This window comes from Merdimonas faecis, assembly GCF_001754075.1.
Classification (GTDB): domain Bacteria; phylum Bacillota; class Clostridia; order Lachnospirales; family Lachnospiraceae; genus Merdimonas; species Merdimonas faecis.
In genome coordinates this window covers 1-24221 of the sequence record NZ_MIEH01000035.1, presented here as the reverse complement: position 1 = coordinate 24221, position 24221 = coordinate 1, and the positions used below count along the sequence as shown (strand labels likewise).

Annotated in this window: 19 protein-coding genes and 1 riboswitch; of the genes, 1 reads left to right on the top strand and 18 read right to left on the bottom strand. The window is 48.7% G+C overall.

Annotation, left to right across the window (positions count from 1 at the left end):
* Positions 1-146: 146 nt before the first annotated feature.
* The 15 genes from BKD12_RS15345 to proC all read right to left on the bottom strand — a co-directional run bounded on the left by BKD12_RS15345 (position 147) and on the right by proC (position 19291).
* Positions 147-1751, bottom strand: a complete 1605-nt coding sequence (locus BKD12_RS15345; protein ID WP_070090237.1) for a Na+/H+ antiporter NhaC family protein — start codon at positions 1749-1751, stop codon at positions 147-149.
* A 134-nt stretch (positions 1752-1885) separates the two neighbouring features.
* A riboswitch (Lysine riboswitch) is annotated at positions 1886-2063 on the bottom strand.
* A gap of 72 nt (positions 2064-2135) precedes the next feature.
* Positions 2136-3059 carry a glutaminase A gene (gene glsA, locus BKD12_RS15340; protein ID WP_070090228.1) on the bottom strand — a complete coding sequence of 308 codons (924 nt, stop codon included), beginning with the start codon at positions 3057-3059 and terminating at the stop codon, positions 2136-2138.
* A gap of 69 nt (positions 3060-3128) precedes the next feature.
* A complete protein-coding gene (locus BKD12_RS15335) occupies positions 3129-3947 on the bottom strand; it encodes a Uma2 family endonuclease (protein ID WP_070090227.1) in 819 nt (272 codons plus the stop codon).
* A gap of 181 nt (positions 3948-4128) precedes the next feature.
* The gene (gene nifJ / locus BKD12_RS15330; RefSeq protein WP_070090226.1) at positions 4129-7665 is read right to left on the bottom strand and encodes a pyruvate:ferredoxin (flavodoxin) oxidoreductase; all 3537 of its coding nucleotides are present in this window, start codon (positions 7663-7665) and stop codon (positions 4129-4131) included.
* Between the two features lie 127 nt (positions 7666-7792).
* Positions 7793-8734 carry a TIGR03943 family putative permease subunit gene (locus BKD12_RS15325; RefSeq protein WP_070090225.1) on the bottom strand — a complete coding sequence of 314 codons (942 nt, stop codon included), beginning with the start codon at positions 8732-8734 and terminating at the stop codon, positions 7793-7795.
* A gap of 36 nt (positions 8735-8770) precedes the next feature.
* Positions 8771-9814: a CobW family GTP-binding protein gene (locus tag BKD12_RS15320; protein WP_070090236.1), complete on the bottom strand. Its 1044-nt coding sequence runs from the start codon at positions 9812-9814 to the stop codon at positions 8771-8773.
* A gap of 151 nt (positions 9815-9965) precedes the next feature.
* A complete protein-coding gene (locus BKD12_RS15315; protein WP_070090224.1) occupies positions 9966-11948 on the bottom strand; it encodes a sodium-translocating pyrophosphatase in 1983 nt (660 codons plus the stop codon).
* 61 nt (positions 11949-12009) lie between these two features.
* A complete protein-coding gene (truA, locus tag BKD12_RS15310; protein ID WP_070090223.1) occupies positions 12010-12753 on the bottom strand; it encodes a tRNA pseudouridine(38-40) synthase TruA in 744 nt (247 codons plus the stop codon).
* A 17-nt stretch (positions 12754-12770) separates the two neighbouring features.
* Positions 12771-13595 carry an energy-coupling factor transporter transmembrane component T family protein gene (locus tag BKD12_RS15305; RefSeq protein ID WP_070090222.1) on the bottom strand — a complete coding sequence of 275 codons (825 nt, stop codon included), beginning with the start codon at positions 13593-13595 and terminating at the stop codon, positions 12771-12773.
* Positions 13592-14446, bottom strand: coding sequence for an energy-coupling factor transporter ATPase (locus BKD12_RS15300; RefSeq protein WP_070090221.1), 855 nt, complete (start codon positions 14444-14446; stop codon positions 13592-13594). Before BKD12_RS15300 ends, BKD12_RS15305 begins: the two co-directional genes overlap by 4 nt.
* Entirely contained in the window at positions 14431-15282 is an 852-nt protein-coding gene (locus BKD12_RS15295) for an energy-coupling factor transporter ATPase (protein ID WP_070090220.1), read from the bottom strand. Before BKD12_RS15295 ends, BKD12_RS15300 begins: the two co-directional genes overlap by 16 nt.
* 148 nt (positions 15283-15430) lie before the next feature.
* Complete coding sequence (locus BKD12_RS15290) at positions 15431-15949, bottom strand: peptidylprolyl isomerase (protein ID WP_070090235.1); 519 nt, start codon at positions 15947-15949, stop codon at positions 15431-15433.
* Positions 15950-16067: 118 nt separating this feature from the next.
* The gene (locus tag BKD12_RS15285) at positions 16068-17732 is read right to left on the bottom strand and encodes an aryl-sulfate sulfotransferase (protein WP_070090219.1); all 1665 of its coding nucleotides are present in this window, start codon (positions 17730-17732) and stop codon (positions 16068-16070) included.
* 63 nt (positions 17733-17795) lie between these two features.
* On the bottom strand, positions 17796-18416 hold the full coding sequence (locus tag BKD12_RS15280) for a hypothetical protein (protein ID WP_070090218.1): 621 nt from the start codon (positions 18414-18416) through the stop codon (positions 17796-17798).
* Positions 18417-18496: 80 nt separating this feature from the next.
* Complete coding sequence (proC, locus tag BKD12_RS15275) at positions 18497-19291, bottom strand: pyrroline-5-carboxylate reductase (protein WP_070090217.1); 795 nt, start codon at positions 19289-19291, stop codon at positions 18497-18499.
* 204 nt (positions 19292-19495) lie between these two features.
* On the opposite strand from proC, the gene BKD12_RS15270 reads away from it, so the two are divergent.
* Entirely contained in the window at positions 19496-20155 is a 660-nt protein-coding gene (locus BKD12_RS15270) for a GntR family transcriptional regulator (RefSeq protein WP_070090216.1), read from the top strand.
* Between the two features lie 33 nt (positions 20156-20188).
* Here the strand turns inward: BKD12_RS15270 and BKD12_RS15265 are convergent, their stop codons facing one another.
* The 3 genes from BKD12_RS15265 to BKD12_RS15255 all read right to left on the bottom strand — a co-directional run bounded on the left by BKD12_RS15265 (position 20189) and on the right by BKD12_RS15255 (position 24183).
* Positions 20189-22588 carry a ribonucleoside triphosphate reductase gene (locus tag BKD12_RS15265; RefSeq protein WP_070090215.1) on the bottom strand — a complete coding sequence of 800 codons (2400 nt, stop codon included), beginning with the start codon at positions 22586-22588 and terminating at the stop codon, positions 20189-20191.
* 216 nt (positions 22589-22804) lie between these two features.
* Positions 22805-23497 (bottom strand): anaerobic ribonucleoside-triphosphate reductase activating protein, encoded by a 693-nt coding sequence (locus BKD12_RS15260; RefSeq protein WP_070090214.1) that lies wholly within the window; start codon positions 23495-23497, stop codon positions 22805-22807.
* A gap of 95 nt (positions 23498-23592) precedes the next feature.
* Positions 23593-24183 carry a TetR/AcrR family transcriptional regulator gene (locus tag BKD12_RS15255; protein WP_070090213.1) on the bottom strand — a complete coding sequence of 197 codons (591 nt, stop codon included), beginning with the start codon at positions 24181-24183 and terminating at the stop codon, positions 23593-23595.
* Positions 24184-24221 lie beyond the last annotated feature (38 nt).

Below are 24221 nucleotides of genomic sequence, written 5' to 3'. Positions count from 1 at the left end.
TTGTCCGACTCCTTTCCTGATACTGGCTCACCCATTTCCACATATTATAACGCTTTTCGATTTCGCCTGCAATAAAAAGAACGGCACGGCTTTATCCGTGTCGTCCTTTTTATTTCTGATTTTATTTTTCACAGCTTTTCCCGTCGTTATGCATTGATTTTTTTGATCACAGCCAACGTTCCAACCATCATGATGATGCCAATCGGAAGGCAAATAAACGGATTCTGTACAAATCCTGCAATAATGTATGCTACAAATGACACCACCGCACAGGTCACCGCATAAGGAAGCTGTGTTGTCACATGATTAACATGGTTGCACTGGGCTCCCGCCGACGACATGATCGTTGTATCCGAGATCGGAGAACAATGGTCGCCGCACACCGCGCCTGCCATACATGCTGAAATAGAAATGATCATCATGGTTTCATTGGTTCCCTGGAACACTGCCACTACGATAGGAATCAGAATACCAAAGGTTCCCCAGGAGGTACCGGTTGCAAAAGCAAGAAGGCAGCCGACCACAAAGATGATCGCCGGGAGCAGGTGAAGGAATCCTCCGGCTGCTGTTTCCACGACTCCTGCCACATATTCTGCCGCACCCAGACTGTCTGTCATCGCCTTCAGCGTCCAGGCAAATGTAAGGATCAGGATTGCCGGGACCATCGCCTTGAATCCTTCCGGAACACAGGTCATAGTCTCACTAAAGGACAGCACTTTGCGGATCGCATAAAATACGGTCGTGATCACAAAAGCAAAGAAGCTTCCAAACATCAGGCCTACCGAGGCATCGCTGTTAGAAAACGCCTCAACAACCCCCGTACCGGAGAAAAATCCTCCCGTATAGATCATCCCGATCACGCAGCACACAATCAGCACCAGAATCGGAAATACAAGGTCAATCACACGCCCCTTAGACTCATCGACCTCTTCCTCCATCCCTGCATAGGGACGGTCCGGTGTTGTATAAATATCTCCTTTTTTGGCATTGTCCTCATGGAGCTTCATCGGACCGTAATCCACTTTCAGAAGTACCAGCGCTATCATCATCGTAATAGTCAAAAGCGCATAATAATTATATGGAATCGCCCGGATGAAAATGGAAAATCCATCCTCTCCCTCTACAAACCCTGTTACAGCCGCCGCCCAGGAGGAAATCGGCGCAATGATACATACCGGCGCTGCCGTCGCATCGATCAGATAGGAAAGCTTTGCCCGGGAAACATTGTGCTTATCTGTCACCGGCCGCATAACACTTCCCACTGTCAGACAGTTGAAATAGTCATCAATAAAGATCAGAACTCCCAAAAGGATCGTAGCAAGCTGTGCCCCGATACGGCTCTTGATATGTTCGCTGGCCCAGCGCCCGAACGCCGCAGAGCCTCCCGCTTTGTTCATCATACATACCATGATCCCCAGAATCACCAGAAACACCAGTATTCCCACATTATAGCTGTCGGACAGCACACCTACGATCCCGTCCTGGAAGACATGTGTGATCGTCCGCTCAAACTGAAATCCGGAATAAAAAACACCACCTATCAGGATCCCGATAAACAGTGAACTGTATACCTCTTTTGTGATCAACGCCAGCACGATAGCCACCACCGGCGGAATCAAAGACCAGAAAGTCGCATACATATCAGGAACATACTCCTCTGCCCCGTCTGCCGCAAATACTGTCATGGTACTTAAGGCCAGGACCAGCAGCAGAGTCATTGTTCCCCACAGGATTTTCCTTTTCCCTCTCATAGTTACCTCTTCCTCTCTTTCTAAAATACAAATCTGTAAAAGTAAATAAAAAATGCCATGAACAACGCTTTTCTTCCGCGCCCATGGCATAATCATCTCTTTTTCTGTCTTTTCATCCGCAGTTCCCGACTCTTATCCCTGATAGCGCTCCACAAAAGTGACAGTCCGCAGCATGTTCTGACTGCGTCCCAGAGGGACAAAGATCCGGAACTCTCCTTCCCCCTTCGGCGGTCTCCCCTTTCTTTCTAAAAGCAGTCTCTCCGGAACCCATGCTTTTCAAATACTGATGAAGCCCGCACCTCTATCTGGTTCTTCATGATTTATCTAGTCCATTTTTACATCTTTCTTGGTAAATGTCAATAAGTAATGCAAAATCTTACATTACTAAAAAAGAGAAATATTCATTTTATTTGAAAGATACTCTAATATTTTAATGCCTCCCGCACTGTTTCCCTTCTCATCCAGGGCAGGACCAAATACACCGATACCCATCCGATCCACCAGAGGCACCGCAATTCCCCCGCCGACACCACTCTTTGCAGGAAAGCCTACGGTCATGGCAAATTCTCCCGAACCATCATACATGCCGCAGGTAAGCATCAATGCCCTGATCGCCTTTGCATACTGAGGCTCGATCAGCTCTTCCCCGTCCAGAGGATCTATTCCATGATTCGCAAGCACAAGACTCATATATGCGATATCATGGGCAGTCACATCCACTGAGCACATGCGGAAATAAAAATCCAGGCACTCCTCCACATCCCCTTCCAGGATCCCGGACGCCTTCAGGTAATATGCCAGTGCCCGGTTCCTGTCTCCTGTTTCTCTCTCCGACTCATATACCGGCTGATTCAGTGCAATTTCATGATTATTGCACAGCTTTCTTGTAAATTCCAGAAACCGCCCAAACTTTTCATCGGCATCTTTTCCCTGGATACAGCTTGCCACCGTGATCGCTCCGGCATTGATAAAGGGATTGAATGGTCTGGTCTTTGTTTCCAGCTTTACAATCGAATTAAAGGGATCTCCCGTAGGCTCTACCCCAACCTTTTCATGGAACAGATGGTCCGCCCCGCAGTCACGGATCGCAAGGATCAGAGACACCAGCTTGGAGATACTCTGGATCGTAAAAGGCACTCTTGTATCCCCGACTTCCAGTACATTTCCGTCCAGATCCATAGTACAGATCCCCAGATAATACCGATTAACGGCGCGCAGCTCGGGGATATACTGTGCTGTCCGCCCCAGTTTGGTAAACGCCTTGCCATAATGCAGGGCGTCTCTCAAAATCTCTTCTGTCAATTCCATACTCTCTTCCCCACTTTCTAAAACTCCTCAACTATTTTACCTTTTATTCCTCCCGGCGGCAATAGATATTTATTCGTCCTCATCCAGCTCATAAAGGAACCGGACATACTCATAGATTGCCGCAAAATCTACCCTGCACTCTCCGTCAAAAATCCCTACCGGAATCTGATCCATAAATGTATACAGCGCCGGAAAGTCTGTGTGTTCAAAATCATAGACCAGCACTCTTTTCTTCTTTGGGTCGACGATCCAATATTCCCGGACTCCTGCCGCCTCATATTTTCCAAGCTTTACATACATGTCCTTTTCCCATGTAGATTTGGAAAGGATCTCCGCCACAAAGTCCGGCGCCCCGTAAACACACCGCCGCACCACCTTGCCGCGGTCGCATACCACCAGCACGTCCGGCTGCACCATTGTCCGGTCATCCCGGTCAAGCTGCACATCCAGCGGAGCGATCATGGGCAGGCAGTCCCCTTTCTTGTCACTGATAAAATTGAACAAATCCTTCCATATTGCCGTAATCAAGATCTGGTGGATGGACTCCGGCGATGACATATCATAAATCACACCGTCGATCAGCTCCACCCGCCTCTCGTCCGGCAGAGAATAGTAATCCGCCAGTGTGTATTCTCCCTGGGACTTCAAACAATCCGCCATATACGCCGGGCTTTCCGCCACCCGGTCTGCTGCCAGGCCCGGATTCCTTTCTCCTTCCAGTTGACGAAACAGCGTCTCAAGCGCCTGTAAGGTGGCATATCTGGGCGATTCTGTAACCCCGGCAAAGATTTTCTGCACCGTTGCAAGCGGAACCCCGGTGTAATCAGAAATCTGCTCATTGGTAAAACCATATTCCCTCTTCTTTTCCCGCATCTCCTCAAGCGTCATGGAAAAAACCTCCCTTTCGAACCATCCGATTCACCGTTTTATTTCCATTATTATACCATATTATTCCATTATTGGCAACAAAAGTCATTTCTGCCATATCCGATCATACGCAAATAAAAAACGGGACAGACAACTTGTCTGCCCCGTTTTTTATCTTGTGGATTTAAAATCCTTCTGGTTTTTAGTCTTCTCCGTACAGAGTTACCAGCTTCTTCAGATAAGCATATCTGTCCATAGCCTCTTTCTCGTTCTTTGCGAAGAGTTTTGCGGCTCTTTCCGGATCTGCTCTCTTCAGAGCGTTGTAACGAACTTCTCCGTCCAGGAATCCCTGATACTCTTCCTGCTTCGGCTCTTTGCTGTCCAGCGTGAATTTCGCGCCTTCTGCTGCCGGGTTGAAACGGAAGTTGTTCCAGTATCCACATTCTACTGCCAGCTGCTCCTCAGTCTGAGCTTTGCTCATACCTTTCTTGATACCATGGTTGATACATGGAGCGTATGCAATGATCAGTGACGGTCCCGGATATGCCTCTGCCTCTGCGATTGCTTTCACAGTCTGGTTGAAGTCAGCACCCATAGCAATCTGTGCTACATATACGTAGCCATAGCTCATAGCGATGCCTGCCAGGTCTTTCTTCTTGGTTTCTTTTCCGTTTGCAGCGAACTGAGCGGTAGCGCCAGTCTTAGTAGCTTTGGAGGACTGTCCACCCGTGTTGGAGTAAACCTCGGTATCGAATACCATGATGTTGATGTCCTCACCGCTTGCAAGTACATGGTCAACACCGCCGAATCCGATATCGTAAGCCCATCCGTCACCACCGAAGATCCACTGGGACTTCTTAGCCAGAAAGTCTTTGTTCTTTACAACATCCTTGCAGAGATCACAGTCGCATCCTTCCAGAGCGGCAACTAATTTATCTGTAGCATCTCCGTTGCTTGCGCCGCAGTTGAATGTATCCAGATATTCCTGGCACGCTTCTTTTACTTCTGCGGAAGCCTTGTCAGATGCTGCAATGTTTTCTACTTCTTCTTTCAGTCTCTTTCTGATTGCTTTCTGAGCAAGCAGCATACCATAGCCGAACTCTGCATTGTCCTCAAACAGAGAGTTGGACCATGCCGGACCCTGTCCTTTTTCGTTAACGGTATATGGTGTAGACGGTGAGGAGTTACCCCAGATAGAGGAACATCCTGTCGCGTTTGCAATATACATTCTGTCACCGAACAGCTGTGTTACCAGTTTTGCATATGGAGTCTCTCCACATCCCGCACATGCTCCTGAGAACTCAAGCAGCGGCTGTTTGAACTGGCTTCCCTTTACGGTTTCCGGTTTGAATTTGGCAACAACTTCCGGTTTTACCTCGATTGCTCTTCCATAGTCGAAGAAATCCTGTTTTCCGGCATTTGCTTCCATGTTTTCCATAACCAGAGCCTTCTCGCCCTTCTTTCCAGGACATACATTTGCACAGGAGCCGCATCCGGTACAATCGTAAGCGGATACTGTCATGGAGAATTTCATTCCCGGCATACCGATCATATCGATTGCTTCCATTCCTTCCGGTGCATTTGCATACTCTTCCTCTGTCAGAGCTACCGGACGGATAACTGCATGCGGACAAACGTATGCACAACGGTTACACTGGATACAATTCTCCGGCTTCCATACCGGGATATCTACCGCAATACCACGTTTCTCGTATGCAGAAGATCCGGACGGCGTGGAACCGTCTACATAATCTTTAAATGCAGATACAGGCAGAGTATTTCCTTCCTGAGAATTTACCTTTGTCTGGATATTCTTAACAAAGCTTACTACGTCTTCTCTTCCGCCTTTTACTTCAGGTGAGAACAGGCCTTCGTCCTGGCAGGATTTCCAGGATTCCGGAACCTCTACTTCGTGTACCTGTTTTGCTCCGGCATCGATCGCATCGTAGTTCATCTGTACGATCTTATCACCTTTTCTTCCGTAAGTAGCCTTTGCAGCCTTCTTCATCAGGTCAATGGCTTCCTCTTCCGGAATGATGGCTGCCAGCTTGAAGAATGCAGACTGAAGAACGGTATTGATACGTCCGCCAAGTCCGATCTCCTTACCGATCTTGATACCATCGATAGTGTAGAACTTGATGTTGTGATCAGCAATATATGCTTTTACCTGTCCCGGAAGGTGTTTCTCCAGTCCTTCCATATCCCATGGGCAGTTCAGAAGGAATGTTCCTCCGTCTACCAGCTCCTGAACCATGTTGTACTTATTCACATAAGACGGATTGTGACATGCAACAAAGTTTGCCTGGTGGATCAGGTATGTGGATTTGATCGGTGATTTACCAAAACGCAGGTGAGACATGGTAACACCGCCGGACTTCTTGGAGTCATAGTCAAAGTAAGCCTGTGCGTACATGTCTGTGTTGTCACCGATGATCTTAATGGAGTTCTTGTTTGCGCCTACCGTACCGTCAGCGCCAAGTCCCCAGAACTTGCAGTTGATGGTTCCCTCCGGTGTGGTAACCAGAGCCGGTCCTGTAGTAAGAGACAGGTTTGTCACATCATCTTCGATACCGATTGTGAATCTTTCCTTCTCTGTGTTATTGAATACTGCAACGATCTGTGCAGGTGTGGTGTCTTTGGAGCCCAGTCCGTAACGTCCGCTGTATACCGGTACGCTGTCAAACTTGGATCCTTTCAGTGCGGATACAACATCCAGGTACAGAGGCTCGCCCTGTGCTCCCGGCTCTTTCGTTCTGTCCAGAACGTTGATGTATTTTACAGTATCCGGGATAGCGTCGATCAGTGCCTGTGCACAGAATGGTCTGTACAGACGTACTTTTACGACACCGACTTTTTCACCGGCTGCCAGCAGGTAATCAATGGTCTCTTCGATGGTATCGCATGCGGATCCCATTGCAACGATAACTTTTTCAGCATCCTCTGCTCCGTAGTAGTTGAACAGCTTATAGTTGGTGCCGATCTTTGCATTAACCTTGTCCATGTATTCCTGAACGATTCCCGGCATAGCATCGTAATACGGATTGCAGGCCTCTCTTGCCTGGAAGAAGATATCCGGATTCTGTGCGGAACCTCTCTGGCATGGATGATTTGGATTCAGTGCATGATTTCTGAATTCATCGATCGCATCCATATCTACCAAGTCTTTCAGATCTTCGTAATCCCATGTCTCGATCTTCTGAATCTCGTGGGAAGTACGGAATCCATCAAAGAAGTTGATAAATGGGAGCTTGCCTTTCAGAGCCGCACAATGTGCAACCGGGCTTAAGTCCATGACTTCTTGTACGCTGGACTCACAGAGCATTGCTGCTCCTGTCTGACGACAGGCATACACGTCAGAATGATCTCCAAAGATGGAAAGTGCATGGCTTGCAAGTGCACGTGCGGATACGTGGAACACACCCGGAAGCTGCTCACCTGCAACCTTGTACAGGTTCGGGATCATCAGCAGAAGTCCCTGAGATGCTGTAAATGTAGTGGTCAGGGCACCTGCGGACAGAGATCCGTGTACAGCACCTGCCGCACCTGCCTCTGACTGCATTTCTGTAACCTGGACTGTCTGTCCAAAGATATTCTTTCTTCCCTCGGTTGCCCACTCATCTACATGTTCTGGCATAACAGATGATGGAGTAATCGGATAAATTGTTGCAACTTCTGTGTAGGCATATGCCACATGAGCCGCAGCCTGATTACCATCCATGGTCTTCATTTTTCTTGCCATTTTCGTTGTTCCTCCTTCAAAAATTGTACAAATTATAAATAATTTGGCATATATAAATATTATAGTCCCTGGTATTTTAAAAGTCTAGTGATTCTTAAGCTTATTTTTGTTCCTTTTTCGGTACACATTACCCCAGATAGACCACATCTTCTCTCGGCTTTTCCGCCTCTTCAAGCCCCTCCAGATAAAGGACCGGCTGCTCGTTCCCGAATCCGACGGACTCATATGCGAATCTTGCTGTCACCTGATAATATTTACGCTTGTCTCCTTCAATCTTTTTCTTGGATCTGCACGGATATCCATAGAAACGGATATCTGCGGCGCAGCAGGTCATAATCTTGCGCACCGGCACAAACATATTGTCCTCCATACCCTTCGGTCGAAAAATCTGTGCCTTAAATACCATGGTTTTGTCCAGATACCGGTCCGGGTGGTCATAGGCATCCACATACCAGATCCCGAAATCCTCATCCGCAATCTCGATCACATCCTGCCCGGTGTCGTAAGGAAGGTCGTCCGAAGACGGCTGGATGATCCGTCCTTCTGTATCTTCAAAGATCAGCTGCGCCATTGGATTCTGCACCTTCAGGGCCCGACGGAATCCCGAGCGGTCCACACCCTCCGCACACCGGTTGACGACGATCAGCTCAGACTCTGTCAGCTGTTCCATCAGCATGTTGCGCATATTTTTCAGATACATATCCAGGGTCAGTCCGTTTACTGTAGAGTAAACCCCCTGCAGTTCCCAGTTGTAGGGATATTTAATGCTTAAAAGATCCTCCAGCTTCCACATGCCATTATATTCAATCACCACCTGAACCGGCCGGTATTTTTTATTGCAGCTCTTAAAAAACGCTGATGTCAGCTGTTCCTTTTCTGTCACCTGGTGAAGAACCATGTTTTTGGATTTCAGATATTCTTCCGGATATTCGACTTCTCCTTCCTCGCAGCAGATCAAAAGCGTCCGCCCGGGCTGGATCCACTCCTGCTCCATCAGGGTCTCTTTGACCAGTGTGGTCTTCCCGCTGTCCAGAAAACCAGTACACACGAATAAAGGTACTACTGTCATTTTTATCACCTTCCGCTTTATTTTCTTTGCCCTGTTCTATGAAAGATGGAAAAGCACCGCCAGTTCTTCCTCTTTCAGGTCTGTTCCGATCACGCACAGACGTCCGGTATAGTCCGGCTGTCCTTCCCGCACCTCGTACTCGCCCGGCACCAGGTCAAACTGTTTCCACAAGCCGCCTTCCACGGGGATGATGCCCTTCGCTCTGAGAACCGTGCCATAAGCTTCACCTTCGGACAGTGCTTTCAGGATCTGTTCCAGTTCTCCTTCTGTGTACTGATGAGCAGTTTCTCTTCCCCAGCTGGTGAAGATTTCATCCGCATGATGATGGTGATGGTCGTGGTGGTCATGGCCACAGCCGCAGTGATCATGGTGGTCGTGATCGTGATGACAATGATCATGATGATCATGATGGTCATGATGGTCATGATGATGACCATGGTGGTCATGGTGATCGTGGGAATCCTCCATCAGATCCTCCATTCCTGTCCTGTGCTCCAGGGCACGGTGGATTGATTCCTCGCCCAGCTGCTCCCATGGAGTCGTGATAATGGCCGCCTCTTTATTCTCTTCCCGGAGAAGCGCTACACATTCCTCGATCTTATCGCCGCTCATTTCCTGGGTTCGGCTGATAACGATGGTGGAGGCGCTTGCCACCTGGTCTTTGTAAAATTCACCAAAGTTTTTCATATACATTTTTGCCTTTTTCCCATCGACAACCGTAATCCTTCCTTCGATCTCGATCGGTGCATCCGTTTTCACATCCTCCACCGCACGAACGATATCAGAAAGCTTGCCGACTCCCGACGGCTCGATGAGAACGCGGTCCGGATGGTACTCATCCAGCACCTTTTTCAGCGCCACACTGAAGTCTCCCACCAGCGTACAACAAATGCAGCCAGAATTCATTTCCGTGATTTCGATTCCGGCGTCTTTCAGGAATCCGCCATCAATACCAATCTCACCAAACTCATTTTCGATCAGCACCAGCTTCTGCCCCGCAAATACCTGATCGATCATCTGCTTGATAAATGTGGTCTTCCCCGCTCCCAGAAAGCCCGAGATAATGTCTACCTTTGTCATCTTTATCTGCCTCTTTTCTAAAATAAAATCAATAATTGTCTCCATACTATTTCTTCTTGGCTCCGCTGTTTATCTTATCACAAATCCCCACATAACGCAAAAGGGGACGTACACTTTTTGCAAAAGTGTACGTCCCCTTTTCGCCTTCGTCTTACAATATTCCGCCTACTGCAAGGAACAGTGGTGCGAATACCAGTGACACGATGGTCATCAGTTTGATCAGAATGTTGATAGACGGTCCGGATGTATCTTTGAACGGATCGCCTACGGTATCGCCTACGACAGCCGCTTTATGTGCTTCGCTGCCTTTTCCGCCGTGATTGCCGTCTTCGATGTATTTCTTTGCGTTATCCCATGCTCCTCCGGCATTAGACATAAAGATTGCCATCATAACACCGGTAGTCAGTGCTCCCGCCTGCATACCGCCAAGGGCAGCTGTTCCAAGCAGGATACCCACAAGCAGAGGAGCTGCCACTGCCATAACGCCGGGTACCAGCATTTCCTTCAGAGCCGCTGTTGTGGAGATTGCCACACAGGACTTATAATCCGGTTTTTCCGTGCCCTTCATGATTCCAGGCATGGTGCGGAACTGTCTTCTTACTTCTTCGATCATCTGATAAGCCGCCTTGGATACAGACTCCATGGTCATAGCTGAGAACAGGAACGGAAGCATGCCTCCGATCAATGTTCCGATGATCACACGGCTGTCCAGAAGGTCAATCTTTTCCAGCTGTACCGCTTCTGCATAAGATACGAAGAGTGCAAGAGCTGTCAAAGCTGCGGATCCAATCGCAAAACCTTTTCCCATGGCTGCTGTTGTGTTTCCTACTGCATCCAGCTTATCTGTGATCTTGCGGACCTCCGGATCCAGTCCGGACATCTCTGCGATACCGCCTGCGTTGTCTGCTACCGGTCCGTACGCGTCTACCGCCACGGTGATGGCTGTCGTTGACAACATTCCTACCGCCGCCAGTGCGATTCCATACAGTCCGCAGAACTGGTATGCCACAAAAATACCCACACAGATCAGAAGGATCGGAATTGCGGTGGATTTCATTCCCACAGAAATACCGCTGATGATCGTGGTTGCCGCTCCGGTCTCTGACTGTTCTGCGATTTCTTTTACAGATTTATAGTCGCCGGAAGTATAAACTTCTGTGATGATACCAATGATCAGTCCTACGATCAGTCCTGCGATTACCGCGATCGCTGCATTGTAATCACCAAAGCAGTATTTACTGAAGATCACAGCCACCACCAACACGATAGCACTGGACACATAGGAGCCCATCTTCAGCGCCTTGTGCGGATTCGCATTCTCGTCCCCGCGCACGAAAAATGTTGCCAGAATAGAAGCTACAAGTCCAAGACCTGCCACGATCAGAGGATAGGCCGCACCGGACACCTGGAAGTAAACAATTCCCAAAGTCAGGGCGGATACCAGCGCACCTACATAGGATTCAAACAGGTCGGCGCCCATACCGGCCACGTCTCCTACATTGTCTCCCACATTGTCAGCGATAACCGCCGGATTTCTCGGATCATCCTCCGGAATCCCTGCTTCTACTTTTCCGACCAGGTCAGCGCCCACGTCAGCAGCTTTCGTATAGATACCGCCGCCTACACGTGCAAACAGCGCGATCGAAGAAGCTCCCAGGCTGAATCCAGACAACACGTCTACATTCTTAGTCAGCAGATAAACAAGGCTGACTCCCAGCACGCCAAAACCAGCTACACACATTCCCATAACCGCACCGCCGGAAAAAGCGATGGACAGCGCCTGATTCATTCCCTTTGTTCTTGCCGCGTTCGCCGTGCGGACATTCGCCTTTGTCGCTACGGTCATTCCGCAGTACCCGGCCAGTGTGGAAAACAGAGCTCCCACTACAAAACAAACGGCAGTTACCCAGTTTCCGATTCCGATACCGATCAGCACGAACAGCACAATCACGAATATCACAAGGATCCGATATTCGGACATCAGGAACGCTCTTGCCCCCTCGCTGATCGCCCGAGATATCTCCTTCATTTTTTCTGTCCCGGCATCCTGTCTGCTGACTTTCGCCGCCAGATACCCGGCAAACAAAAGTCCGATCACCCCAAGAACCGGAACAATGTTCATAAACATCTCCATAGTTTCTCCTCCCATGATTTTTCTTTATCTTATCTCATAAACAGCCATTTGCATAGCACTTTTATGAAAAATAAGCAATCTCTACAAGCACCAGTCCCTCAGGAGGGGCTGTTACTCCTGCTTCGGTCCGCCGTCTGGCTTCCAATATCTCCTGTACCTTTTCCGGCGGATAAAAACCTCTTCCCACCCGGATCAAAGTCCCTGCAATGATCCTGACCATATTATAGAGAAAGCCGTTTCCGGTGATCCGTATCACGATCTCCGGTCCTTCTCTGCTGATTTCCAGTTTTTCCACTGTCCGCACGGTATCTTCCACCTGTGTGCGGACATTACAGAAACTGACAAAGTCATGCTCTCCTTCCAGATAGGAAGCTCCCTCCTGCATCTTTTCCACATCCAGCGGAAAGGATACATATGACGCATATCTCCGGCGCAGCGGATTTGGCACCGGCGCATTATAAATATGATACTCGTAAGTCTTCCGGATCCGGTCCTGATATCTGGGATGCCAGTCCTCCGGCACCTCTTCTGAGCGCACTACCACAATATCCTCTGGCAGCCGCTGATTCAGCGCGTAACTCATCCGCTCCGGAGGGATCGTGGAGTTTGTATCAAATACTGCCACATTTCCCAAGGCATGGACCCCGGAATCCGTCCGGCTGGCGCCGATCACCTGAATGTCCTCGCCCGTCAGCTTCCGGATCGCCCGGTTCAGCATTTCTTCAATTGTCACACCATTCGGCTGGACCTGCCAGCCGCAATAATCCGTGCCGTCATAGGCAACGGTCAGTCTGATTCTTTTCATTTTTCAATAGTCCAGTCTTAAAATATCCAGATATGGAGCGGAACATAGCGTCCGATCACAAACACTGCGATCACATATACCACAACCACCACATACGTCACAAAATCCCTGGTATGATACCTGAGGGGCTTCATCTTTGTACGTCCTTCGCCGCCGTGATAACATCTGGCTTCCATAGCCAGCGCCAGATCATTGGCCCTCCGGAATGCAGACACAAACAAAGGCACAAGGATCGGGATCATGCTCTTGGCTCTCTGGATCATATTGCCGCTTTCCAGATCTGCCCCTCTGGCAATCTGTGCTTTCATGATCTTATCCGTCTCCTCCAGCAGGATCGGGATAAACCGAAGAGCAATAGACATCATCATCGCCACCTCATGCACCGGTACTTTGATCCGGTTCAAAGGCTTAAGTAGATCCTCCAGTCCGTCCGTCAGTTCACCTGGCGTGGTGGTAAAAGTCATAAGCGACGACCCGATGATCAGATAGATCAGACGCACAGCCATAAATACAGCGGTGACAAGCCCTCCCTCTGTAATCGTAAAGATCCAGAAATGGGCCAGTACGTCCCCATCCCGGGTCAGGAACAGATTAAAAAGCACCGTGATCAGCAGCAGCATAATAATGGGCTTCAGCCCTTTAACGATGTAGGAAAGCGGAACCTTTGACATGCGTATGATGCACACCAGAAATAAGGTAGCCACAAGATACCCGGAAATACTCCGGAACAGGAATAGAGAGATCAGATACAGAAGCGTAGATACCAGCTTGACCCTGGGATCCAGCCTGTGCAGTATGCTTTTTGCCGGATAATATTGTCCGATGGTAATATCTCGAATCATTGTTTCATCTCCAATGCCTGCATGATCTGATCCGCCGCCTCCTCTACGGTCGTCACATCCGTGGTCACAGAAAGCCCATGCTCTCTCAGATCGTGCATGATATAGGTCACCTGCGGGGCCGCAAGCCCCATTTTCTCCAGTTCCATATAATGGGTAAATACATGTTTCGGCGTATCGTTATAGCGCACTTTGCCATGATCCATCACGATGATCCGGTCTGCATACCTTGCAATGTCCTCCATACTATGAGACACCAGGATAACTGTCAGGCCGCTGGCTTTATGAAGAGAGGCAATCTGCCCCAGGATCTCGTCCCTTCCTTTCGGGTCCAGCCCTGCGGTAGGTTCATCCAGGACCAGCACCTTCGGGCGCATCGCCAGGACCCCTGCTATCGCGGCCCGCCTTTTCTGTCCTCCGGACAGTTCAAAGGGAGAAGACTGATAATACTTTTCTTTCAGGCCGACAAGCTTCAACGCCTCCATAGCCCTCTCCTTACATTCCTCCGGTGAAAGTCCCTGGTTTTTCGGGCCAAAGCACACATCTGTCATCACATCTGCTTCAAACAGCTGATACTCCGGATACTGGAACACCAATCCCACCTGGCTCCTCAGTTCCTTCATCGGGTAGCCTTCCTCATAGACATTTCTGCCATTAAAATAAAGCGCTCCGCTGCTGGCCTTCAAAAGCCCGTTCAGATGCTGGATCAGCGTGGATTTCCCAGAGCCTGTATGTCCGATGACTCCTACAAATTCCCCATCCCGGATTTCAAGGTTCACATCTTTCAATGCATGCTTTTCGTATGCGGTTCCCTCGCTGTAAATATAATTGATATGCTCTAATTTGATCGACATAGTGCTTCCACCAACTCCTCTTTCCTCAAGATCCCGGCCGGGATATCAAGGCCTCTTTTGCGAAGCTCGTCTGCCAGGATCGTCACCTGCGGCACGTCCAGACGGTACTTTTTCAGGGTGTCCACCTGAGAAAATATTTCCCGCGGCGTTCCTTCCATGACTACATGACCATGATCCATGACATAGATCTTGTCTGCATCGATCACTTCTTCCATATAATGGGTGATCAGGATCACCGTCACCTGCTTCTTGGTCCGCAGCTCCTGAACGGTTTTTAATACTTCCTTCCTGCCGCTTGGGTCCAGCATAGCTGTAGGTTCATCCAGTACAATGCACTTTGGCTCCATAGCCACTACTCCGGCAATGGCCACCCGCTGCTTCTGTCCACCGGACAGCTTATTCGGTGAATGGTGCCGGTACTCCAGCATCCCCACTGCTTTCAGGCTTTCTTCCACCCGCTGCCAGATCTCGTCTGTCGGCACGCCTAAGTTTTCCGGTCCAAAGCCCACGTCCTCTTCCACCACCGTTCCGATGATCTGATTGTCCGGGTTCTGAAAGACCATTCCCGCGGTCTGACGCACATTCCAGAGTTCCTCCGGAGCCTTCGTGTCCTTCCCGTCCACCCATACTGTCCCTGCCGTCGGCACCAGGATGGCGTTTAAATGTTTGGCAAATGTGGACTTTCCAGATCCATTGTGTCCTAAGACCGCCACAAACTGTCCCTGCCGGATATCAATATCTACTCCATCGATGGCCCGGGACGTCCCGGTGATGTTGCCTTCCTCATCCCGTTTCGCATATTCATAAACCAGATGCTCCGTCTGTATGATGTCCATAGTCCCTTTACGCCTCCCGTTCTCCTGTGACTCGACTATTTTCACTATTGTACGTTATCTTCCCTTGTTTTGCAAGACAAGATTCTTTCCGTGCGCAAAAATGCGCTGCTGCCTTCAGGCACAGCGCATCTTACAGCTTGCATTTTTCCTACGCTTTCTCTGGTTCCGGATACTCGGTTCCCATGGTATCTACCGTTACCTTTTTCATCTTCTGTTCTTCCAGCGGTCTGTCGCTGTAATCGGTATCCACGCAGGCAATTTTATCAACCACATCCAGCCCTTCTACAACCTTTCCGAACGCAGCATAGGCTCCGTCCAGGTGCGGGGCGCTCTCATGCATGATAAAGAACTGAGACCCTGCGGAATCCGGATGCATTGCTCTCGCCATAGACAGCACGCCCTTTGTATGCGCCAATGGATTCTGAAACCCATTCTGTGCAAACTCTCCTTTGATCTGATATCCCGGTCCGCCTGTACCAGTACCCTGCGGGCATCCCCCCTGGATCATAAATCCCCGGATCACCCGGTGGAAGATCAGGCCGTCATAGAAGCCTTTGTTCACCAGGGAGATAAAATTATTTACCGTGTTTGGGGCAGTCTCCGGATAAAGCTCTGCCTTAATCACATCTCCATTTTCCATTTCGAAGGTTACGATTGGATTTGCCATATTATCTGCTCCTTTGTTTTCCATACTCATCGCCTGGGCGTCAGACTTCACCCATGCTTTTTCTATTGTAACGAATCCCGGCCCGTCCGTAAAGTCTCAGATGCCGATTTTATTTCTTTTATTGAAAATAGAACCCTTGAAAATCGTACTTGTACACCCTGTAAATGAATTTTTCCGTGTCCATGGTATACTGTGCGATCAGTTCATGGTCTTTGTCATACTCTGCAAAAATTCCCGGAATCCCCGAATCTATGACCGTGTTTCCTCCCAGATCCTGGGCACTGCTCACATAGCCGGAATAGGGAACCTCAAAGGAATCCTCCAGCGAAAAGGTTCCTGCATTTTCGTCTACCAGATATTTATAATAGTAGGAAGTATCTCCATCCTCTGCGGAAGATTCCGTCAGCCCCAGCGCACTCCAGTCAAAATCCGGCCGCGTCTCGCTGATACCGATATTGTTATTAAACATGTATAGATAATACTGCCCCTCTGCCAGGCCTGGGTCTTCTACATAAGTAATGGTGTGCTGTCCACCCTGAATAGTAAAATCCCCCTGCCTTGTAAATACCAGGTTTTCATATTCCGTGCCTTCCCAAACAGACTGATCCCCAATAATATAAGAAACTGACGGGCCGTCATACAGACTGTCAATTTTTATGATCGAGGATGTTTCCCTGGAACTCAGAAGGACAGATCCGTTGCCCATCCACTGGATCGTATTAATATGCATCCAGTCCAGCTCTCCGTCTGAATTTTTCTGACATTCTTCCTTAAAATCTCCAAACAGGTCTCCCAGATCCAGCACCTCTGTTACCGCGCCGCTTTCCACGTCCAGCCTCAGTACGATATCCTCCACACTGTCCTGAGTTGTATCCGTTCCCAGGATCAGCATATTCCCGTTATCATCGAACACATAGTCATGGTGCAGCTTGTAGTCCCCCAGATCATAAACATTCGTCACCTGCCCCAGCCTGTTCATCTGAGCCAGCTCTGTTTCAGAGATACTAAAATACACAGAATTCTCATCAAACAACAGGCTGTGACTCCGGTACCCGATAATGGGGATTTCGCCCCGCAGCACCCCCTGGTTATCATAGTAATACATAAAGACCAGGGCATCGCTGTCATTTCCAAGCACCACATACAGGCCATCCTCCAATTCCTGCGTGTCCTTCTGAAATTCCGAATCCAGCACGACCTCCTCTGTTCCCAGAAGGCTTCCCATCTCATATACAATCTCCTTCGTGTCTGTGGATCCGTCTTCCCTGGTCATAAAAAAGGTGATGGTATTCTCCATATCCGGAATCAGACCGATCACCTGAAACTCATGCTCTGTCGTATAGGTATTTTCCTGCCATACGTCCCTTCGGAAATCATCAATCTCTTCATCATCCACGTGAATATTATAGGAAATACTTACTGCTTCATCCGTATTGAAATAAACATAGAGTGACTGAGTATTAGTTCCAAATGGATTATATTCGATCAGCATATTATCAAAGGTGTATTCCTGAGATTTTTTCTCATCATCCAGTCTGTCCGCAATGGCCTGCTGATCTTCCACATTGTATACCGCCTCAATCTGGGTCTGGATCTTCTGCTGCTCCTTAGTAAGGCCGCTTTTTGTCTCCGCATCCATATTTCCTGACGCCTCTTCCTCCTGCGTCCCTTCCGCCTGCCCGGCGTCCTTTTCTCCGCTTCCGCCCAACTCATCAGCAATGGCAGCCACCGCAGCAACCACTACCAATACCGCACATAGAATAATCCCGATTTTTTTCTTCACGCTTCCTTGTCCTTCCTGTTTTCTTTTTAGAATACCAGTCTTTTGTGTTCTTTTTATGAAATCTCACGACAGAGAATACAAAATCATTCCGCCTTTTTCCGCATATCCGGTATCCCAGAAGTCATAAAACGGAAGCTTGACCGCCTCCCCATAAGTGGCTGCTGTCACCGTCATTTTTTCCCCTTCTCCCTCATATCCGATCAGCAGAAACCAGTGCCAGATAAAGTCCTGAAAGCGCCTGGAATCCTTATGCTTCAGCATCAGAAACGGAACAGGTAAGCCAGCCTCCAGCTGCTCCTTTACAGCCGCTTCTGCCTCTTTACAGGAATGATCTCCGGAAAACTCCTGCATCTTAAGGGAAAAGTGTTCCTCTAATTCTCTTCCCCTGTCTGCAATGTAACGGGAAAATCCATCCACATACCAGCGAAGCTCTTTTACACCGCCCACCCGCGGCCGGATATAGGGCTTCATCCTCTGGCCGAACCGGACATAATCTTCCCTGCTTAGTTTCTTGACATCATAAGGGTAAAGTCCTTCCATGCCATATTCCCGGGCCAGATAGATACAGCTGTCGCAGGCAGTGGCAGCCGCACAGCCTCCCATATACATCACTACATTAGTAAACCATTCCTGGCTGCCGCCCACGGCTCCATCGATCTCAAAATATTTTAATTCCTTCTTCATGAACATGCGCCTCCAAATGCATAAAAAGGGCAGAGCTTTCTGACCGCTCTGCCCTTCATTATACTCTGGTTTTTTGCCTCTTACAAGCTCTTGGAAATCTCCTCGCATACCTTCATTGCCTCGATCACAGCACTGCGGAATCCACGCTCCTCCAGTACGCGGACTGCTTCGATCGTAGTTCCGGCCGGGGAACATACCATATCTTTCAGCTCTCCAGGATGCTTTCCGGTATCCAGTACCATTTTTGCGCTTCCAAGAACAGCCTGTGCCGCAAACTGATAAGCCTGTGCTCTTGGCATACCTCCGGATACTGCAGCGTCTGCCATAGCCTCGATCAGGACAAATACATAAGCCGGAGAGCTTCCGCTTACGGATACGACCACGTCCATCAGACGCTCCGGCACGATCTCTACACGGCTAAAGCTCTGAAGAAGCGTTTTTACATAAGCGATTTCTTCTTCGTTCAGATAAGGATTCGGGCATGCCGCCGTCATTCCCTCTCCTACCATAGCTGGTGTATTCGGCATGGTGCGAACGATTTTTACCTGTTTTCCAAACTGCTCTTCCAGCCAGGAAAGCGTCTTTCCTGGTGCGATCGTAATGATGATCTGGTTATCTTTGATCTCATCTTTGATGTCCTGGATTACATCTGCATAAAACTGTGGTTTTACAGAAAGGATAATCACTTCCGCTTTCTGTGCCACTTCTTTGTTGCTGTCAGTCACGTGAATACCAAACTGGCTTTTCACACGCTCTCTTCCCGGTGCAAACAGATCCGCACCAATAATTTCCTCCGCCGGGATTACTTCATTGCGGATAATACCTCCCATGATCGCAGATGCCATATTTCCGGTTCCGATAAATCCTAATTTCATTGTCTCTACCATCCTTTTCCATTTGTTTATGTATACATTTTAATAATTTGTATACAATTTCTTTCTATTGCGACTATAACACTCTCCAGGAAAAAAGTCAATCACTTTTTTATTTTTATCTTGCGATTTTCCCGAAAAACCGTTATACTTTGTATACAAATTATTTTTATGTATACATTTTAGCAAATAGCAAAGGTGATGTTTATGGCAAGGAAAAGCATGTCTCTGGCCGACCAGGCCTATCAGACCATTAAAAATAAAATCCTGGACCTGACCTACGCTCCCGGCATGTCTCTTACTGAAGCCATGCTGACCGAAGAGCTGGGCATGAGCCGCAGCCCTGTCCGCGCCGCAATCCAGATGCTTCAGGCTGAGGGACTTCTGGTCTCTGATTATTATCGTTCTATCACGGTCAAGGAAATCACGGACAAGGATATCCAGGATATCTATCAGCTCCGTGAATTGCTGGAAGGCGCTGCCTTCCGCCTGATTTTCACATCGGGCCGTTATGAGGAATACTCTTATCGGATCGAGGAAAGAGTGGTCAGAATGTGTGCCGCCGCTTCGGACCCTTATGCCTGGGAGGTGGCAGACACCGATATGCACATGGAGATCCTGAGTATTCTGGACAATGAACGGATCAATCGGATCTATGAAAATAACCTTTCTGAACAGATCCGGATCGGACAATATTCGGTCCGCCATGGGATGCACATCCCCAGGACGAATGAACGCCTCAAAAAAATGGTGCGGTACATGCGGAAAGGCGATTATGAAAACGCTTATGAAATCCTGCGAGACGACCATTTCATGCAGGGAAAGGATTCTGCCCTGAAAAGAAAATCCGGGAAGCCTTCTTTATAAGGAAGGTTCTTCCCGGATTTTTATTTTCTTTCTTTATGATGTCTGCACAGCATGTGCGTCCGCATATCTCTTGATACTGCCCGCACCTGCCAGCTTTTCTACTCCTTCATCCCCGGAGATCACCAGGGTCGGCGCCTGCATGACTCCATAGGCTTTCGCCAGTTCTTTCTGCTCCTGTGCATCCACCACCTGATAGGGGATTCCCGCCTCTTCAAGTGTTCTCTTGGCGATCACGCAGTTAGGACAGGTTTTCGTTGTAAACAGAAGCGCTCCTTCCACATTTTTTACTTCCGGCTGTCTAACATCCTCTCTAGCGCCGCCGTTTTCTCCTGTCAGATCCGCCGCCTTTCCATGGAACTTGGAATGAAAGACATCGTAGACTTTTCTGTCCTTAAATTCCTGAGCCTTTCCATCGTTCCAGTTCTGTACCGGACGGTAGTATCCGGTGATCCGGCTGTAAACCTCCGTCGTCTCGCCGCACTCCGGACATACATACTGTTCTCCGTTCAGATAGCCGTGATTCCTGCAAATGGAATAGGTGGGTGACAGCGTATAATAAGGCAGCCGGTAGTTTTCTGCAATCTTGCGTACCAGGGCAGCCGCCGATTTCCAGCTTGGAAGCTTTTCTCCCAGAAATGCGTGGAATACTGTGCCCGAGGTGTAGAGCGTCTGCAGTTCGTCCTGGATATCCAGTGCATCGAAGATATCCTCTGTATATCCGACCGGGAGGTGGGAACTGTTGGTATAGTAGGGCGTTCCGTCTCCTTCTGCGGCAGTAATAATATCCGGGAACTGCTCTCTGTCATGCTTTGCAAACCGATAAGCTGTGGATTCGGCCGGCGTCGCTTCCAGGTTGTACAGATCGCCGTATTCCTCCTGGTAAGATGACAGTCTCTCCCGCATGTGATTCAGCACCTTCCTGGAAAATTCCTGCGTTTCTTTATGGGTCATATCCTTACGGATCCATTTCGCATTCAGCCCAGCCTCGTTCATGCCCACCAGGCCGATCGTTGAGAAGTGGTTCTCAAAGGTTCCCAGGTAACGTTTGGTATAAGGATAAAGCCCTTCATTCAAAAGCTTTGTAATGACAGTCCTCTTCACATGCAGAGACCTTGCCGCAATATCCATTAAGCGGTCCAGTTTTGCAAAAAACTCTTCCTCGTTTGCTGTCTGATAGGCAATCCTTGGCATGTTGATGGTAACCACGCCTACAGAACCCGTGCTCTCGCCGCTTCCGAAAAATCCGCCTGATTTCTTACGGAGCTCCCGCAGATCCAGCCGCAGGCGGCAGCACATGCTGCGCACGTCGCTTGGCTGCATGTCGCTATTGATATAATTAGAAAAATACGGAGTGCCGTACTTGGCCGTCATTTCAAAAAGGAGCCGGTTATTTTCAGTCTCGGACCAGTCAAAATCCTTCGTGATCGAGTAGGTCGGGATCGGATACTGGAAACCACGTCCATGAGCGTCTCCTTCGATCATGATCTCAATAAAGGCCTTGTTGACCATATCCATCTCTTTTTTACAGTCTCCATAGGTAAAGTCCATTTCCTTTCCGCCTACGATCGCCGGCAGGTCCGCCAGATCATCCGGCACCGTCCAGTCTAAGGTGATGTTGGAAAACGGCGCCTGGGTTCCCCATCTTGACGGCGTGTTTACCCCGTAAATAAAGGATTCGATACATTTCTTTACTTCCGGATAGGTCAGATGGTCTGTCCGTACAAACGGCGCCAGATAGGTGTCAAAGGATGAAAATGCCTGGGCGCCGGCCCATTCGTTCTGCATGATCCCCAGGAAATTGACCATCTGGTTGCAGAGGACGCTCAGATGCTTTGCCGGTGAAGATGATATTTTGCCCGGGATTCCTCCAAGTCCTTCCTGGATCAGCTGCTTTAAAGACCATCCGGCACAGTATCCGGTCAGCATAGACAGGTCATGGATATGGATGTCCGCATTCCGGTGAGCCTGGCCGATTTCCTCATCGTAAATCTCTGACAGCCAGTAATTTGCCGTAATTGCACCGGAGTTGCTCAAGATCAGGCCTCCCACGGAATAGGTCACTGTAGAATTTTCTTTCACACGCCAGTCTGTGACTTTTACATAGCTGTCCACGATTTCCTTATAATCCAGCATCGTAGACTTCAGGTTCCGGATCTTTTCTCTCTGTTTTCTGTACAGAATATAACCCTTTGCCACATCCGCATAGCCGGCCTTGATCAGGATATTTTCCACACTATCCTGAATATCCTCCACCTGGATCAGCCCGTCCTTGATCTTCGGCTCAAAATCTGCCGTTACCTTCAGCGCCAGAAGATCGATGATATCCTGATTATACTCTTTTTCCTGCGCGTGAAATGCTTTTTCAATCGCTACACAGATCTTGGACAGATCAAACTTTGCAATCTGCCCGTCCCGCTTCATTACCTGATACATATGATGACCCCCGTTTCTTTATCTTTTCTTGCTCGTTTCTTCCTGATTCATTGTCCTTTTGCTTCGTACTTTGCAAAAACTTCCGTCGGTTCTTATATCATATCACCATATCTCTATATACGTCAATAAAAAACAACAATATATTGTGTTTTGTTTTTGTCATTCTCACAATATATTGTTGCCATTTTATACTCTTATTTAGCTGGTCATCTGTGATCAGATTCCCCGGAGCTCCGCTGACGGGACATATGCCTTTACAACATCCAGCGCCTGTCTCATGATATTGTCATTATACGCATGGAGTCCCGGCCGGATCAGATCCCCCGAATCCTGAAACTGCTGCAGGTAATACCGCTTCGCGCCCTTGATCCATCTGCCGATGGCCTCAAAGTCCGAACGCTGGTGAAACTCCCGCACTACCGTAGTCCGGAATTCATAGTCCACCGCATCGCTCAGCAGATATCCGACACTTTTCTCCACGTTCCGGGTGTCATACCCCTCGATCCCAATAGTGCGCCCGTAATTTTCCCGGGAATTTTTGACATCCATGGCCACATAATCCACCAGGCCTTCCTCTACGATCTTCTTCAGCTTATCAGGAAAGCTTCCGTTGGTATCCAGTTTCACCGCATATCCCATGCGTTTCAGGTTTTCCAGGAATATCTCGATGCCATGCTGGATCAGAGGCTCCCCGCCCGACACACATACTCCGTCAAGAATACCTTTTCGCTTCTCAAGAAACTGGTAGATTTCTTTCAGAGAAATCTCCGGATTCCTGTGCGTATCAATAACCAGCGGCGCATTATGACAGAACGGGCACCGGAAATTACACCCGGCTGTGAACACGGTACAGGCCACCTTGCCGGGATAATCCAGCAATGTCAGTTTTTGCAGTCCCTGAATAAGCATAGCTCCTCCTCCTTTTTGATTGGGGACGGGGGATTTCCAGAAATCCCCCGTCCCCAATCAAATTTTTTCCACATTATCCACACATTTTCCACATATTAATTCGCCTTAAAATGTTCCAGCATGATCGGCATACATTTCCTGCTGTATTCTCCCAAAGAATAACTTCCGCGGTTCAGACACCAATCTGTAACCAAGGCACGCTCACACATAGAGTAGTAACCGGTGATCTCGCTCACCGACAGATCCGCCTGGATTTCACCGCGCTTCTGGCCTTCCTCTACGATCCTGGTGATCAGTTTATAGTAATTCCGGTTGTGATCCAGAAGGTTTCTCTGCCCCTGGGAAACCAGCTGCGTAGAGTACAGCGACGCCAGCAGATCAATACTGATCCTGTCTTCCATCATCTCATGCATCTTATAATTCAAATACAGAAGCTTATCAAAGCTATTCATCTCCGGATCCATCGTGCTGTCAAGCTCTTCATAATAGTCATCCAAAATCAAAGACAAAGTATTTAAAAGCTCATCCTTTGTATTGAAATAATAATAAAACGACCCTTTGGATGTTTCCGACAGTTCAATAATATCATCTACCGTCGTGCCATTATATCCTCTCTCATGAAACAGCTGCCATGCCGCTGACACAATCCTGTTTTTTACACCCTTGTTTTCCACACTCTTTCCCATCGTTCCTCCTCATATCCGATTGGGGACGGGGGATTTCC

Bases quoted from the DNA above. Each gene is read 5' to 3' on its own strand.
- BKD12_RS15270 (WP_070090216.1), top strand. From the start codon at position 19,496: ATGGCAAGGAAAAGCATGTCTCTGGCCGACCAGGCCTATCAGACCATT.
- BKD12_RS15265 (WP_070090215.1), bottom strand. From the start codon at position 22,588: ATGTATCAGGTAATGAAGCGGGACGGGCAGATTGCAAAGTTTGATCTG.
- BKD12_RS15345 (WP_070090237.1), bottom strand. From the start codon at position 1,751: ATGAGAGGGAAAAGGAAAATCCTGTGGGGAACAATGACTCTGCTGCTG.
- BKD12_RS15260 (WP_070090214.1), bottom strand. From the start codon at position 23,497: ATGCTTATTCAGGGACTGCAAAAACTGACATTGCTGGATTATCCCGGC.
- BKD12_RS15290 (WP_070090235.1), bottom strand. From the start codon at position 15,949: ATGGCAAATCCAATCGTAACCTTCGAAATGGAAAATGGAGATGTGATT.
- BKD12_RS15305 (WP_070090222.1), bottom strand. From the start codon at position 13,595: ATGATTCGAGATATTACCATCGGACAATATTATCCGGCAAAAAGCATA.
- proC (WP_070090217.1), bottom strand. From the start codon at position 19,291: ATGAAATTAGGATTTATCGGAACCGGAAATATGGCATCTGCGATCATG.
- nifJ (WP_070090226.1), bottom strand. From the start codon at position 7,665: ATGGCAAGAAAAATGAAGACCATGGATGGTAATCAGGCTGCGGCTCAT.
- BKD12_RS15320 (WP_070090236.1), bottom strand. From the start codon at position 9,814: ATGACAAAGGTAGACATTATCTCGGGCTTTCTGGGAGCGGGGAAGACC.
- BKD12_RS15255 (WP_070090213.1), bottom strand. From the start codon at position 24,183: ATGGGAAAGAGTGTGGAAAACAAGGGTGTAAAAAACAGGATTGTGTCA.
- BKD12_RS15295 (WP_070090220.1), bottom strand. From the start codon at position 15,282: ATGGACATCATACAGACGGAGCATCTGGTTTATGAATATGCGAAACGG.
- BKD12_RS15300 (WP_070090221.1), bottom strand. From the start codon at position 14,446: ATGTCGATCAAATTAGAGCATATCAATTATATTTACAGCGAGGGAACC.
- BKD12_RS15280 (WP_070090218.1), bottom strand. From the start codon at position 18,416: ATGAAGAAGGAATTAAAATATTTTGAGATCGATGGAGCCGTGGGCGGC.
- BKD12_RS15335 (WP_070090227.1), bottom strand. From the start codon at position 3,947: ATGACGCTTGAGGAGATGCGGGAAAAGAAGAGGGAATATGGTTTTACC.
- glsA (WP_070090228.1), bottom strand. From the start codon at position 3,059: ATGGAATTGACAGAAGAGATTTTGAGAGACGCCCTGCATTATGGCAAG.
- BKD12_RS15315 (WP_070090224.1), bottom strand. From the start codon at position 11,948: ATGGAGATGTTTATGAACATTGTTCCGGTTCTTGGGGTGATCGGACTT.
- truA (WP_070090223.1), bottom strand. From the start codon at position 12,753: ATGAAAAGAATCAGACTGACCGTTGCCTATGACGGCACGGATTATTGC.
- BKD12_RS15325 (WP_070090225.1), bottom strand. From the start codon at position 8,734: ATGACAGTAGTACCTTTATTCGTGTGTACTGGTTTTCTGGACAGCGGG.